Raw genomic sequence first — 14,160 nt, 5'->3', positions numbered from 1 at the left:
TATCCAATGGTTCTTTTTTGCAAGTATTATGGAGCAGCTTTGAAGAGGTACTCTTCTATGCCATCTGCAATTGCCTTTGCAATAATATTTTGGTAATCCTCACGCTGAATCAGGCTGTTATCTGTTGGATTGGTAATGAATCCAGTTTCTACAATGACACCGGGAGCCTGTGCCGTCCGTAATAAATAATAGTCTCCTGTGCCCAGCTCTGCTTTCACCTCTGTGGTTTTTAGAAACTCGTTAAACACCATTTTATTCACTTTATCACAGATGCTTTGTGCCAGCTGTTTACTTTCATTAGAGGTCTCATAATAAAAAATTTTAATGCCCCTGGCATTGGAATTTTTATAGGCATCCATATGGACACTTACAAAGGCTGCGGAGTTGCTCTGATCGATAATGGTCTTTCTAGCGTGTAAATCTCTTCGATATCTGGAGGAATTTAAATCGCTTTTGGATTCTAAGGACACATCGGAATCTCTTGTGAGAACGACATGGATCCCTTTATTTACGAGGGTTTTTCTCAGCTTCAATGAAATTTGTAAATTGACATCTTTCTCTAAGAGGCCGAAGCTACTGGAGCCGCCATCAATACCGCCATGACCAGGGTCCACTGTGATTGTTTTTTTTGAAGTGTTGAATACAGCAGCAGTTTTATTGGAAATAACCAATGATGCAGAAAGGAGTAAAAGAATTAATGCGATAATTGCCAGTATTATTTTTCTATTGATTTTAATCACTAGAAAAAATGTCCTGTTAAACATAGGGGATCACCTTCTTTAAAAATCATATAATTCATTATACTCAAGGAAGTCGATAGATAGAATTCAAAAAAAATTATTTTAGAAGTATTTTAGAGGGCCTGCGGAGGTGAAGATTTAGAAGCTTTTGGGATGGACGTCATATATTGAGAAATGTTAATATAATATATTGATGAATGAATTGACAGAATAAAACAATATGTTGTACGATGTAAAGTAGGATACAATTCAGAAAATTAACATTTCAATATAGAAAGGACTACTTTCATGAATGATATAATACTATATATTCTGCTGTTTTTTATGGTATGCGGCGCTTTAGATCGGGTATTTGGATATAAATTAGGTATTGGTCAGAAATTTGAAGAAGGCTTCATGATGATGGGGAACTTAGCACTGTCGATTATCGGTATTTATTCCGTGGCGCCTTTACTTTCGGCCACATTGGAAAAAATAGTGGTGCCTTTATTTTCTTTAGTGGGTGCAGATCCCTCCATATTTCCTGGCTCTATCCTAGCATCGGATATGGGAGGATATCTCTCTGCAATGAAAATGGCAGAAAATTTAGAAATTGGCCTCTTTTCTGGACTGATACTGGCATCTAGCTTAGGAACAGCTGTAATTTTTACGATACCCATCGGTGCTGGACTCATTAAACGGCAAGATTATCCATGCTTTACAAAAGGGATCTTAATCGGGCTTTTGACAGTTCCCTTTAGCAGCTTTGCTGGGGGAATAGCCATGGGAATCGATTTAGGGATTTTGCTTCAGAATCTTATGCCCATCGTTTTCATTTCTTTGGTCCTAGGGATTGGTCTAATCAAATGGCCCCATCGAATGATTACGGGATTTTATTGGTTCAGTAAATGTATCGTTACCTTAGGAACCCTGGGTCTCGTCGTTTCCATTTTACAAAGCGTTACTGGAAAAGTGATCCTCAATGGTATGGAACCCTTTAATGAAGGGCTTAAAGTCGTTGGTAGCATTGCAATTATTCTATCGGGTGCATATCCCATGGTCCTTGTGATGACTAATTTTTTCAAAGGACCTTTGGGGAAACTTGGAAAGCTTCTCGGTATTTGTGATAAAGCGACAACAGCTTTAATTATGTGTCTAGCAAACCATATTCCTGCCTTTGCTAATATGAGTGATATGAATGATCGAGGAAAAATAATGGTGTCTGCATTCTCTGTAGGCGGGGCTTTTGTTATGGGAGGACAGCTGGGGTTTGTTGCTGGCATTGACAAAACCATGATTACACCGTTCATCATAAGCAAGCTGGTGGGAGGGATCGGCTCTATCGCCATCGCTTTTATAATAGGGAATCCCAACCAGGATCGTGAGGCGCAAGGGACAACCATGCTGAATCCTGTGGAGTAAATGTTATTTGGGAGGGGTACTATGGCAACCATTATTGAGGGATTAAAGAATGCAGTGTACCTTTTACGATCCTTCGACAAAGAAATTTATGGAATCGTAGGACGATCTCTCTATGTATCTTTAACGGCTACCGTCATTGCTAGTATTTTAGGCATTCCTTTCGGTATATTACTGGGTATCAAATCTTTTCCAGGAAAGAAAGTTGTTGTTCGGACTGTCTATACTATGATGAGTATGCCGCCAGTAATCATTGGTTTAATCGTATTTCTTATTGTTTCGAGAAACGGCCTCTTGGGGAACTTAGGTATCGTCTTTACACCTACTGCCATGATCGTTGCACAAATCTGCTTGGTAACACCGATTATCATCGGAATTCTATATAATGCAGCAAAGGAAAAAGGAGAAGGAATACAGAATCTATCCTTTACTCTAGGAGCGAATCAGCTACAGACTCTTATTTTATTGGTAAAGGAGCTGCGGATAAATATTTTTTCTGCAATTGTTACTGGATACGGTAGAGCAATATCAGAAGTTGGCGCTGTAATGATTGTAGGCGGCAATATCAAAGGGCATACGAGAGTGATGACCACCACCATTGCAATGCTAAAAAGTATGGGAGATTATGAAACAGCCCTTGCCATTGGTATCGTACTTTTATTGATATCCTTTATTATCAATTCCATACTGTATCGACTACAGCAGGAGGAATAACCATGAAACTAGAGATCTCGAATTTGAAGAAGGATTATGGCGGACAATACGTAGTAGATATCCATCGTCTAACAATTAAAGAGGGAAGCTTTTTAGGAATCATTGGACCCAACGGTGGGGGAAAAAGCACCTTCGTCAGAATGATCGCTGGACTAACAGAAGCTAATGATGGACAGGTTGTCTATAATGGAGAGCCACTTTCTTCTAAAATACAAAAAAATATGACCTTGGTTTTTCAAAAGCCTTATTTATTGAGAGCTACGGTATGGCATAATATTGCCTATCCCTTGATGATCCGAAAGATGGATAATCAAGAGATCAGGCATCGGGTTCGTGAGGTCATGGTGTTGATGGAGATCGAGTATTTGGCAGATCAGAAAGGATGGACTCTATCTGGCGGTGAGGCGCAGAAGGTGGCTTTGGCTAGAGCCATGGTCAGCAAGCCATCCCTTCTATTACTGGATGAGCCAACGGCAAACATTGACCCGAAATCAGTTCTAATCATGGAGCATACGATCCAAAGATTTCACGAAGAAACTAGATCCACCGTCATCATGATTACCCATAACCTTCAGCAGAGCAAAAGGTTATGTGAGGAAGTGGCTTTTATGCATCAGGGAAAAATTGTAGAGATGGGAAGGACAGAAGATATTCTCGGAAACCCTTCCGACATTTTAACTAGAAGATTTATTGAGGGTGAAATTTTAATATAGAAAAAAACATGGATTCAAGCATATATTTTCTGAATCCATGTTTTTTTATTTATGGGAAGTCCTTATTTTTTAATAGATTTAAATGCTTCGGTCTGTTGTTGGATACCTACCTCTGCAGCAAATCTTTCAATACTGGATGCACCGAAGAAACCATGAACGCCAGTGGTTCTCTGGAGAACATAAGCCGCATCTTCTGGTTCTGCGATTGGACCACCGTGGCAAATCACTAGAACATCAGGGTTGATACTTCTGGCAGCGTCGGCGATGGACTGAACTCTTTGAACACTTTCATCTAAGGTTAAGGCTGTATGTGCACCGATGCTTCCTTTTGTCGTTAAGCCCATGTGGGCAACGATAATGTCGGCTCCTGCTTTCGCCATATCCATTGCTTGCTGCTCGTCAAATACGTAAGGTGTTGTCAGTAGATCTAACTCATGTGCTTTTCGAATCATTTCTACTTCCAAATCGTAGCCCATGCCCGTTTCCTCTAGATTTTGTCGGAATACACCATCGATAAGACCCACTGTTGGAAAGTTTTGAACCCCTGCAAAGCCTAAGTCCTTTAGCTGCTTTAAAAATACATCCATGATTCTAAAAGGGTCTGTACCACATACCCCTGCCAGTACTGGCGTATGCTTTACTACTGGAAGCACTTCTGATCCCATTTCAACCACAATCTGATTGGCATCGCCATAGGATAATAGACCAGCTAAAGAACCACGACCAGCCATTCGATACCGTCCAGAGTTGTAGATGATCAGCATATCTGCCCCGCCAGCCTCACTGCTTTTTGCAGTGATCCCTGTACCTGCACCAACGCCAAGGAGAATCTCTCCTCTGGATATTCTTTCTCTAAAATTTGCTAATATTTCTTGTCGAGTCATATGGATCCCTCCTAAATATCATTCTAATTATTGATCATCTTTTTCTTTTCAATTAAATCGATTAATTTTTGCGCTGCTGTTTCGGCAAATACTTGGTCATTAATCGCATTGTCCATTTCTAAAATCTCTACAACATCTCTGTTGATTTTTTCTCTTAAGGTATCAAAAAGCTTCGCATCTTCTTCCTTACCGTAGAAAGGCTGACCTTCTACGTCGATGGCTGAGACACCCTTTAATGGCAGCATAAGGATTGTAGAGCCCTTTGCCATATTGAGCTTTTCTGCAATTTTACTGCCGATGGCCGCATTTTCTTCTACTGTAGTACGCATTAGCGTGACAGATGGGTTGTGCTTATATAAATTACGTCCTTCAAATTTCTTCGGTACGGTATCCAATGGACCAAAGTTTACCATATCCATGGCACCGACGGAAACCACCTGTGGTATATTATTTTTTGCTGCTGCCTCCAATCGAGTTGGTCCTGCAGATAGGATGCCACCAACAACCTCGTCGCACCATTCTGTCGTAGTTAAATCCAGTACACCTTCTATGAAGCCATCTTCAATTAAGCTTTCCATGCTTTTTCCACCAGTACCTGTAGCATGGAATATGAGAACTTCATATCCTCTTGCTTCTAGGTATTCTCTTGCGAAGTCAACCGCAGAGGTTGTGACGCCAAACATGGTGGCTGCGATTAATGGTTTTTTATCCAATTCTTTGTTATTTTCAAATTTCACCATACCGACGATGGCATGAGCCGCATTGGTAAAGATCTTAGTGGAGATAGAATTTAATCCTGCAACGTCTACCACCGAAGGCATCATGATTAAATCGCTGGTGCCTATGTAAAAAGAGGTATCACCAGAGGCTACAGTAGATACCATAATCTTTGGAACACCGATAGGGAGCGCTCGCATAGCTGGCGTAACCAAAGAAGTACCGCCTGTACCACCGAAGGAAATAATACCATCAAATTTATCCTGTTTGTAGAGCTCAGGAACTAACTTTGACATTCCTTTCGATAAAATCTCCGTTGCCAAGGCTCTGTCCCTTTTTTCAGCAAGCTCTTGAATTGTAGTGCCTGCTGCCTTTGCTACTTCTTCATTGGAGATGTCTACAGGAATCTCTGATGGAAATACACCGGTGTTAATGGTAAAGGTGTTTAATCCAAGGTTCTCAATGATTTCCTTCACATAGCTGAGTTCCTTGCCTTTTGTATCGAATGTACCTGCAATTGCAATTGTTTTCACGCTGGGAATCCTCCTTCTAATTTTAGAATATTTTCTGTCATTCATAGGACTTTAATTCATATTATACCAATAATTCAAAAGTTAAAAACAAGGAAATTAAATTTCAAGGAGAAGGAGACACAAATATTGATTGAATGGGGATATCTACGATTTAGTTTGACAATAATAATGGAACTAATCTATAATGAAATTATACAAATTAAATAGTTTTAAGGTCTTTAGAATATAAAGTTAAAAGAGAAAGAGGTTCAATTCCTCTACAGCCCCCGCTACTGTAATCAGGTATGAAATCTTCAAATCCACTGGGAAACCGGGAAGGGAAGATAGTAAGTCGATCTGTAAGTCAGGAGAACTGCCTTAAAAATAAGAATCACAGCTTCGGAGGGAAGTAAGGGAGATTCATCATAATGAAATTGAAGCAATGTTAATTGATGAATTCAGCACATGGGTCCCTATGTGTTTTTTTTGTGAGAATTTCTAGATAGAAGATAAAACTTTAAGAGGAGCATGTCATTGTCAATGAAAAACATAATGGTACTAGGAAGTGTAATTTTTTTAGACTATGTATTGGGAGATCCGCCGAACTGGCCCCACCCAATTCGATATATTGGATGGATCATCAGTAAATATGAAAAAATAATTCGGAGAAGTGGCATCAATTTAAAAATAGGAGGATTCCTTTTACTTGGATTCTCCATGGGAACCACGCTATTCCTTGCGACTGCTATAAAAAATATAGTAGGGCTCATTCATCCCATGGTTTCATTCATATTTACGACTTATTTACTCTATACATGCCTTGCAGCAAAATGCTTAGATTTAGAAGCTCGAAAGGTATATGAGGCGGTCTATGAGAAAGATATAGAAAAAGGGAGAAAGAGACTTTCTTATTTGGTTGGTAGAGACACATCGAATCTGACCATGGATGAAATCATCCGGGGGGTAATTGAAACTGTAGCCGAAAATACCATCGATGGCGTTTTAGCCCCTTTATTTTATATGATGGTAGGGATGTACTTTGGCTATCCCCTTGAATTTGCATTGGGCTACAAGGTGATCAATACCTTAGATTCCATGGTAGGCTATGTGCAGGAGCCCTATAGGGAAATTGGCTATGCCTCTGCAAAGCTAGATGATATTGTAAACTATATCCCGGCTAGAATCGGCAGTATTTTAATGGTTTTTGCAGGAGGAGCTCTAGGACACCCTATGAAAGAAGGCTTCAGAATACTACGGAGAGATCGACGAAATCATAAAAGCCCCAATTGTGGCTATCCAGAGTCTGCTGTAGCAGGACTGCTTCAAATACAATTGGGTGGCACCAATACCTACTTCGGTGAAGTTGTATATAAGCCTACAATCGGTGATCCCATAGTACCTTTAAAGGCAGATCATATCATTCACACGATTAAAATCATGTATATTGCGGAGCTATTGATGTTTATAATTTTTACGATTTTATAATATAAAGATGCGGAGTGATCAAATTGAACGAACATGGCGGTTATTTTGGTAAGGAAGCAAATCAGATGATGGATTTTAGCGTCAATATTAATCCCTTAGGTGTTCCACAGAAGCTGATGGATGTGCTCGTAAAGGAACTGCCATATTTAATCCGTTATCCAGAAATTGATGGCATTACAGCGAAAAAAACCATTGCAACATACTTAAATAAAGAAGTGGATGAACTGATTTTGGGCAATGGTGCAACGGAGCTGATCTATTTATTTGCAAGAGCAATCGCTCCAAAGAAAGTTTTAATCATTCAACCAACCTTTACAGAATATGAAAGAGCCTTCCAGCTTTCTGGAAGCCAAATCCATTATTTTTCCACCGATGAAAAAGATGATTTTAAAATCAATAAGGAGGCTTTATTCAATACCATTGGCTCTTTGCAGCCAGAGGTCATTGTGCTTTGCAACCCAAATAATCCTACAGGGCTGCTATATCACCCAGAGGAACTGCTTCCGTTGCTGGAAGTAGTCAAGGAGAATAGAGGTTACTTTTTTGTAGACGAATCCTTTATCGATTTTACAGAGAAGCCATCCTTGATCAATTGCATAGAAGAATATCCCCTATTCCTTTTAAGATCCATGACAAAAACCTATGGGATACCTGGGCTGAGGCTAGGATATGGGCTAGGGAACCGTGGGATCATTCAAAAGCTCAACAGCATAAAGGAACCGTGGACCATTAATAGCTTGGCTTTAAAGGCTGTTCCGATTTTATTGGAGGATACAGCGTATTTTAATGACACAATAGAATGGTATAGAGAAGAAAAAGACTTCTTATGGAAAGCGTTAAGCACCATTGATGGAATGAAGGTATTCCCTAGCGATGGCAACTTTTTCTTATGTAAGCTTAAGCATAGGAATGGATCGGATTTGAAAAATGCACTTGCCAAGAAAGGCATATATATTAGAACCTGTACAGACTTTAAAGGATTGAGTGATCAATTTATACGACTGGCGGTAAGAAGTAGAGAAGAGAACCAGAGGTTAATCCATGGGCTGAGGGAAATGGAGCTCTAAGAGTAGATACTTTATAATTAGAAGAAGGTGAAATTATGAGTAAATTCATATTGATTACAGGTGGCGCACGGAGTGGAAAAAGTAGGTTTGCAGAAAAAATGGCTGCAGAGCAAGGTGAAAAAGTGGTATACATCGCTACAGCCATCGCTTTTGATGAGGGGATGAAGGATCGTATAAAAAAACATCAACAGGATCGGCCCCAAATCTGGAAAACCATAGAAAGGTACAAGGATTTTAATGCGCTGAAAGAGGACAGGGCTTTTATAGAAAGTGATTGTATATTGCTAGACTGTGTTACTTTAATGGTTACAAATTTAATACTTGAAAGTAATTTAGATTTTGACAACTGTTCCATGGAAGACATTGATGTGCTAGAGCAAGGGATCTTTAAGGAAATAGAGATTCTTTTGGACATCACTGCACACCATCATAAGGATGCGATTATCGTTACCAATGAAGTGGGAATGGGCTTAGTTCCAGCCTATCGAATGGGCAATATTTTTAGAGACATTGCAGGGCGAGTAAACCAATATATTGCAGGTAGAGCTGATGAAGTATATTTAACTGTAAGTGGCATAGAAATGAAGATAAAGTGAGGTTCTTATGAAAAGCTTATTATTAATGATGACATTTTTTACGAGAATACCGGTTACATACCCTTATGATTATGATGAAAAGGACTTTATAAAAGGTGTAAAATTTTTGCCAGTAATAGGGCTTCTCATAGGGATACTCATGTATCTACCTACATTGTTGGCACCTTATATTCATCGCCCAATCATCATCGTATCCATTTGGGCTCTATATTTCCTGATAACCGGCGGGCTTCATATTGATGGCTTAGCAGATACCTTCGACGGTATCTTCAGCTATCGTAGCAAAGAAGAGATGCTAAGGATTATGAAGGATAGTAGAATCGGGGCCTTCGGTGTTCTAGGGATATTGTGGCTGCTGATCCTAAATTTAACGCTGGCATATTATACGGAGAATATGCTGCTTCTGTTGGTACCAGTGGTGGGAAGAGCCTCTGCTGTATTTGCAGCCAGCAGGACTATCTATGCTCGATCAGAAGGCATGGGAGGCGCTTTTATAGAAAGCTGTAGAACCAAAGAAGGAGTTATCAGTATCGCATTTTCTCTTCTACTAGGTAGCATGGTTAGCATAAAAGGTGCAATCATTCCCATGGGGATCACATTTCTAGGGGTAGCGATGCTGACGAAAAAGATCAGCAAGATACTAGGGGGAATGACGGGAGACACCATCGGTGCCACCATTGAAATTTCACAGACTTTATTTATGCTATCTGCATATTTATTAAAATCAATCATCATATAGTTTGGAGGGGATATAGATGAAGTTTATCTTAGCTAGACACGGTGAGACACAGGCAAACATTGCAAAGATCTATAGTGGATGGTCGAACTATGAACTTACAGAGAAAGGAACTTCACAAATAAAAATATTAGCGGAAGAGCTAAGGGGATACAACTGCGATTTTATTTATGCAAGCCCTTTGGGAAGAACCATGGAGACTGCTAGAGAGATATCAAAGACCATTGGGAAGAAAATTATTGTAGATAAGAATCTAAGAGAAATGAACTTTGGCGTATTTGAAGGAAAGACTGCAGATGAAATACAAAGAATTTATCCCAAAGAGTGGGATACTTGGCTTAGAGAATACCAATCTTATCGAATTCCAGAGGGAGAAAGCTTACAAGACGTTTTAGACAGGGCAAAAATCTTAATTGATTCGCTGAAGGATCAGGAGGGAACTGCGATTATTGTCAGTCATAGCGGTGTAATCCAATCCGTCCTCACCGATCTATTGAACTTGGAGCTGAACAAAATGTGGCACTTCACATGCCCGCCTGCTGGGTATATCGAAATCGATTATATAAATAATTTTGGGTATTTACGAAAATTGGTACCATCCTATATTTAAATAAGAGAGGAAGAAGAATATGAATAATACAAAGAATGTAAGCATGTCCAATATTCAAGTAATTACGAGAAGTGGACTGTTGATCGGACTTTCTGCAATCGGTGCAATGATCAAGATACAAGGAACCATTGCTTTTGACTCCATGCCAGGATTTTTTGCCGCTTTATTTATCAGCCCAATGGCTGGCGGTGCTGTTGCTTCATTGGGACATTTATTGACAGCCTTTACTAGCGGATTTCCTTTAACACTGCCAATGCATTTGATGCTGACAGTGGTCATGGGAATTATTGCCTACTTCTTCGGTGTAATTGAAAGAAAAGTGAATGGCGTTCTTGCTTGTGTCATTGCAATCCTTTTAAATGGACCTGTTGCAACTTTTATTGCTGGGATAACGGCTAGTTTATTGGGACTTCCATTGAGCGGTTCCGCCATGTTTACTGCATTGGTGATACCTTTGACTGTGGTTGCAGCAGTGAACGTCATTCTGGCTTATATCATATTTAAAGTACTGCCAAGAAAATAGGTGAGTAAATGTTTAAATTTAGAGACTTAACTGTAATCGATATCCCACCAAACCATCGAATGATCATTGCTTGTGATTCCTCCGGTGGGATTGGCAATAAGAAACACGATGTGGTTCAGGCAGAGCCTGAAACCTTAGGTTATTTTACAGCCCATGTTGCGCTGATGGAGCTGTTGGCTACGGGCGCGACACCTTTGACGGTTGTAAACACTTTGGGCGTTGAGATGGAAGATAGTGGCGTTCGTATCATTGAAGGCATTCAAAAAGCCTTAGAACCCTTGAACTTAAAAGAAGATATTGTCGTAACGGGAAGTACAGAAGAGAATATTCCGGTGAGTCAAACATCCATGGGAATTACAATCATCGGTATGATGGAGAAATCTCGATGGAGAGCTCAAAAAGTAGAAAAAGGAGATCTGGCTGTAGTTTTAGGGATTCCTAAGGTTGGACAGGAGGTCTTAGAGGACGAGGGCAGAGAAATTATGTCCATTCCTCTTTTATTAGAGCTTCTGAAGAAAAAAAGCATCCATGATATTTTACCTGTGGGCTCTAAAGGAATCGCTTATGAAGTAGGTCAAATGGCAGAATCTAATGGTATAGGCTACAATCTATATGAGCATGTGGGCATTGATTTAAATAAATCAGCAGGTCCTGCTACTTGTGTGATTGTGGCAGTGAACCAAGAGAACTATGAAGCCCTAAAAGAAAGTATGCCCATACCAGTTCACCTTGTTGGAAGTTTTACATAAAAAAAGATGAAGAACAATTTTGACTCCCTATCATTTGTTCTTCATCTTTTTTGTTTTTTATTTTCGTTCACTGCCGATGGCGATTACTTCTTTCATTTTAGACATGACGTGGTCATAGCCGCCTTCTCCGTGGGGAAGGGTACAATTGGTACAGTTCTTGATACCACCATCCGTATAAGTAAAGCCACCGCCACATTGGTCTTTTAGCATATAAAGCGGACAGTAACAAAATAGACAATTAAATTTTGTCGAGTCGCTCACCTTATGACAAGGAAAAAATTCACAGGCAGTATTTTGATTAAATTTATAATTTTCTGTAGTAATCTTTTTCTCCATAAAATTCACCTCACCTATAAATTATAAAATGACATTAAATTATAAAGATCCCATAAAGATTTTTAATACTGCATAAATTTAATTACAATTAGGTTTAAAGCCCTAGTAAGGGGGAATAAGTTCCTATATAATAAAATACATACATATCAATAATACCATATAAACGCAACAATTTATATGTATCAGGAGGGAATTGTTTTGAAAAGCATTCGATGGAAATTAATTGTATACTTCGTAGTACTGCTATTGGTAACCACTGTAACATTGAGCGTAAGGTCTTATCAGTATGCATCCGAGCTCATTATTGATGAAGCCAGCCATGCAGTGGTAGATCTTGCAACATCAGCATCTAAGGTAGTGAGTGGCACGGTTCAATTTAATTTGGCACAACTGAGTGGAATCGCAAGAACAACAGAGCTGGAGACCATGGATGTTGAGACACAGGTCGCTTTCTTAGCTAAAGAAATTGAACACTATGACTTTCTAGCCTTAGGCGTTGTATATCCCGATGGTCGTACTTTTTATAATGATAGGGGCACTGCAAATTTAGGTGATCGAGAATATGTGAAAAAGGCATTGAATGGCTATGCCAATGTTTCGAATCCAATTCTCAGCAAAGTAACGAATGACATGGTGGTTATGTTTGCAGTACCTATAGAAGTCGAGGATCAAGTAGAGGCAGTTTTAATCGGCAGAAAGCCTGCTAGAAGTTTATGGGATTTTATTGAAGGTGTAGGCTATGGAGAAAATGGCTATGGATATATCATCGGTAAAAATGGTACCATCTACGCCCACGAAAACCAAGAACTGGTATTCAATCAGAGAAATGCTTTTGAGGATATAGAAAAGGGCGGCGATTTAAAGGAACTTGGCATTGCTATGAAAAACAATGATATTTTGGCACCAACGGTGATCTCCTATGAGTTTTTAGGAGATAGAAGGTACATCGGTATGTCGCCAATAGAAAATACAGATTGGATTATAGCCATCGGAGGCTATGAAAGTGAAATCTTAAGCGGTGTAAAGGATATGAGAACGGATAACCTCATAACATCCACAGGAATCATTGCCCTGGGTTCGATCTTAGTTTTTATCATCGGACAATCTATTTCCAAGCCGATTATTCAATCGGCAAACTATTCCAGAGAGATTGCAAGCTTGGATTTAAGGGAGGACATTCCAGAAAAGTATTTAAAACTGAAGGATGAAAGAGGAATTTTAGCTCGTTCTATACAGTCGATCAATGAAAATTTAAGAAGGATCGTTGGTGAAGTCACAGAAGCATCCCACCATGTGGCCTCGGCATCGGAGCAGTTAACAGCAACAACGGAGGAGACTTCAGTTATTTCAGAGGAGATTGCTAAGGCTGTAGGGTCCATTGCCACGAGCTCTGGTCAGCAGGCGAAAGAAACCTTATCTGGAGAGAATCACACAGAAATTTTAGGAAATATGGTCAATGAAAATGAAAAGCATATTGAAAAGCTGAGTTTATTCGCAGAAGAGGTCATTCGTTTAAAGGATGAAGGAAATATTCTGATGGAAGCTTTGGCGGAGGAGACCAACAAGAGCATTCATGGTATTGACAATGTTTTTGAAGAAATCCAAAAAACTTCCTACAATGCCAATCGAATAAATGATGCTAGTAAACTGATTCAAAATATTGCAGAGCAAACAAACCTCCTAGCATTAAATGCAGCAATTGAAGCGGCTAGAGCTGGTGAGTTTGGCAGAGGCTTCTCTGTGGTAGCCGAGGAAATTAGAAAACTTGCAGAAGAATCTAAGATTTCTACTATGGAGATAGAGAAAATCGTCAACGAGCTTCAAAGGAGTACCAAGGATTCTGAAGCCACCATGAAAGATGTTATGGATATTTCGTCCATACAGCAAAAAAGTCTTTTGGAAACGGAACATAAATTTGGCGGAATTGCAGATGCCGTAGAGAAAATGACCACAATGATAGAGGACTTAAAGAAAGATAGTCGTGAAATTAAGGAGAAAAAGGAATCTATTTTAAGTATTATGAAGGAGTTATCCAGTATTGCTGAAGAAAATGCAGCAGGAGCACAGGAGGTCTTTGCATCATCGGAAGGACAAAGCTCTGCCATTGAGGAAGTTGCCAAGTCCAGTGAAGGACTGAGTCGATTAGCCCAAGAGATGATCGCTTTAGTAGAGCGATTTAAAATATAATAAAACAAAGATACCCCCTATAGAAATTCTATAGGGGGTATTTTTAAATCTGTAAAACCTTAAAGTTTTTATGGATTATTGAAATATTTAATTAAAAAAAATCATAAATATAGGTAATCAATAAGAGAAATTAATAAAAAATATATAGCAATCATATTTTTATTAATGATAGAACCTGTTTCTCTAAAATGAA

General features: G+C 39.3%; 15 protein-coding genes and 1 riboswitch. Of the genes, 11 read left to right on the top strand and 4 right to left on the bottom strand.

Features of this window, described 5'->3' with window-relative positions:
• Window positions 1–26: 26 nt before the first annotated feature.
• On the bottom strand, window positions 27–764 hold the full coding sequence (locus CLOS_RS11535; protein WP_012160062.1) for an N-acetylmuramoyl-L-alanine amidase family protein: 738 nt from the start codon (window positions 762–764) through the stop codon (window positions 27–29).
• Window positions 765–1,028: 264 nt separating this feature from the next.
• Here CLOS_RS11535 and eutH point away from each other — a divergent pair, with 264 nt between their 5' ends.
• Genes eutH through CLOS_RS11520 form a run of 3 tightly spaced genes read left to right on the top strand, consistent with a single transcriptional unit; the run spans window position 1,029 to window position 3,565 of the window.
• Window positions 1,029–2,141: an ethanolamine utilization protein EutH gene (gene eutH, locus CLOS_RS11530; protein WP_012160061.1), complete on the top strand. Its 1,113-nt coding sequence runs from the start codon at window positions 1,029–1,031 to the stop codon at window positions 2,139–2,141.
• A gap of 21 nt (window positions 2,142–2,162) precedes the next feature.
• Complete coding sequence (locus CLOS_RS11525; protein ID WP_012160060.1) at window positions 2,163–2,852, top strand: ABC transporter permease; 690 nt, start codon at window positions 2,163–2,165, stop codon at window positions 2,850–2,852.
• Window positions 2,853–2,854: 2 nt separating this feature from the next.
• Entirely contained in the window at window positions 2,855–3,565 is a 711-nt protein-coding gene (locus tag CLOS_RS11520; RefSeq protein ID WP_012160059.1) for an ATP-binding cassette domain-containing protein, read from the top strand.
• A 62-nt stretch (window positions 3,566–3,627) separates the two neighbouring features.
• Here the strand turns inward: CLOS_RS11520 and CLOS_RS11515 are convergent, their stop codons facing one another.
• Entirely contained in the window at window positions 3,628–4,449 is an 822-nt protein-coding gene (locus CLOS_RS11515; protein ID WP_012160058.1) for a phosphoenolpyruvate hydrolase family protein, read from the bottom strand.
• A 23-nt stretch (window positions 4,450–4,472) separates the two neighbouring features.
• Window positions 4,473–5,699 carry a Tm-1-like ATP-binding domain-containing protein gene (locus tag CLOS_RS11510; protein WP_012160057.1) on the bottom strand — a complete coding sequence of 409 codons (1,227 nt, stop codon included), beginning with the start codon at window positions 5,697–5,699 and terminating at the stop codon, window positions 4,473–4,475.
• 195 nt (window positions 5,700–5,894) lie between these two features.
• Window positions 5,895–6,073, top strand: a riboswitch (cobalamin riboswitch).
• Window positions 6,074–6,218: 145 nt separating this feature from the next.
• Here CLOS_RS11510 and cbiB point away from each other — a divergent pair.
• The 7 genes from cbiB to CLOS_RS11475 are packed head-to-tail and all read left to right on the top strand — an operon-like array spanning window position 6,219 to window position 11,444.
• Window positions 6,219–7,163 carry an adenosylcobinamide-phosphate synthase CbiB gene (cbiB, locus tag CLOS_RS11505; RefSeq protein WP_156774447.1) on the top strand — a complete coding sequence of 315 codons (945 nt, stop codon included), beginning with the start codon at window positions 6,219–6,221 and terminating at the stop codon, window positions 7,161–7,163.
• A gap of 23 nt (window positions 7,164–7,186) precedes the next feature.
• Entirely contained in the window at window positions 7,187–8,230 is a 1,044-nt protein-coding gene (cobD, locus tag CLOS_RS11500) for a threonine-phosphate decarboxylase CobD (protein ID WP_012160055.1), read from the top strand.
• A 35-nt stretch (window positions 8,231–8,265) separates the two neighbouring features.
• Window positions 8,266–8,826 (top strand): bifunctional adenosylcobinamide kinase/adenosylcobinamide-phosphate guanylyltransferase, encoded by a 561-nt coding sequence (gene cobU, locus CLOS_RS11495; RefSeq protein WP_012160054.1) that lies wholly within the window; start codon window positions 8,266–8,268, stop codon window positions 8,824–8,826.
• A gap of 7 nt (window positions 8,827–8,833) precedes the next feature.
• A complete protein-coding gene (cobS, locus tag CLOS_RS11490) occupies window positions 8,834–9,565 on the top strand; it encodes an adenosylcobinamide-GDP ribazoletransferase (RefSeq protein WP_012160053.1) in 732 nt (243 codons plus the stop codon).
• A 16-nt stretch (window positions 9,566–9,581) separates the two neighbouring features.
• Window positions 9,582–10,172, top strand: a complete 591-nt coding sequence (locus CLOS_RS11485) for a histidine phosphatase family protein (protein ID WP_012160052.1) — start codon at window positions 9,582–9,584, stop codon at window positions 10,170–10,172.
• Window positions 10,173–10,191: 19 nt separating this feature from the next.
• Complete coding sequence (locus CLOS_RS11480) at window positions 10,192–10,695, top strand: ECF transporter S component (protein WP_012160051.1); 504 nt, start codon at window positions 10,192–10,194, stop codon at window positions 10,693–10,695.
• Window positions 10,696–10,703: 8 nt separating this feature from the next.
• A complete protein-coding gene (locus tag CLOS_RS11475) occupies window positions 10,704–11,444 on the top strand; it encodes an AIR synthase related protein (RefSeq protein WP_012160050.1) in 741 nt (246 codons plus the stop codon).
• A 57-nt stretch (window positions 11,445–11,501) separates the two neighbouring features.
• On the opposite strand, the gene CLOS_RS11470 is transcribed toward CLOS_RS11475, so the two are convergent.
• Entirely contained in the window at window positions 11,502–11,780 is a 279-nt protein-coding gene (locus tag CLOS_RS11470) for a cysteine-rich small domain-containing protein (RefSeq protein WP_012160049.1), read from the bottom strand.
• Between the two features lie 198 nt (window positions 11,781–11,978).
• Between CLOS_RS11470 and CLOS_RS11465 the strand changes: the two genes are divergently transcribed.
• Window positions 11,979–13,967 (top strand): methyl-accepting chemotaxis protein, encoded by a 1,989-nt coding sequence (locus CLOS_RS11465; protein ID WP_012160048.1) that lies wholly within the window; start codon window positions 11,979–11,981, stop codon window positions 13,965–13,967.
• Window positions 13,968–14,160: the final 193 nt, after the last annotated feature.

Source organism: Alkaliphilus oremlandii OhILAs, assembly GCF_000018325.1.
Taxonomy (GTDB): Bacteria; Bacillota; Clostridia; order Peptostreptococcales; family Natronincolaceae; genus Alkaliphilus_B; species Alkaliphilus_B oremlandii.
The sequence above is the reverse complement of the archived record's forward strand: the minus strand, read 5'-3'. Positions and strand labels throughout refer to the sequence as shown.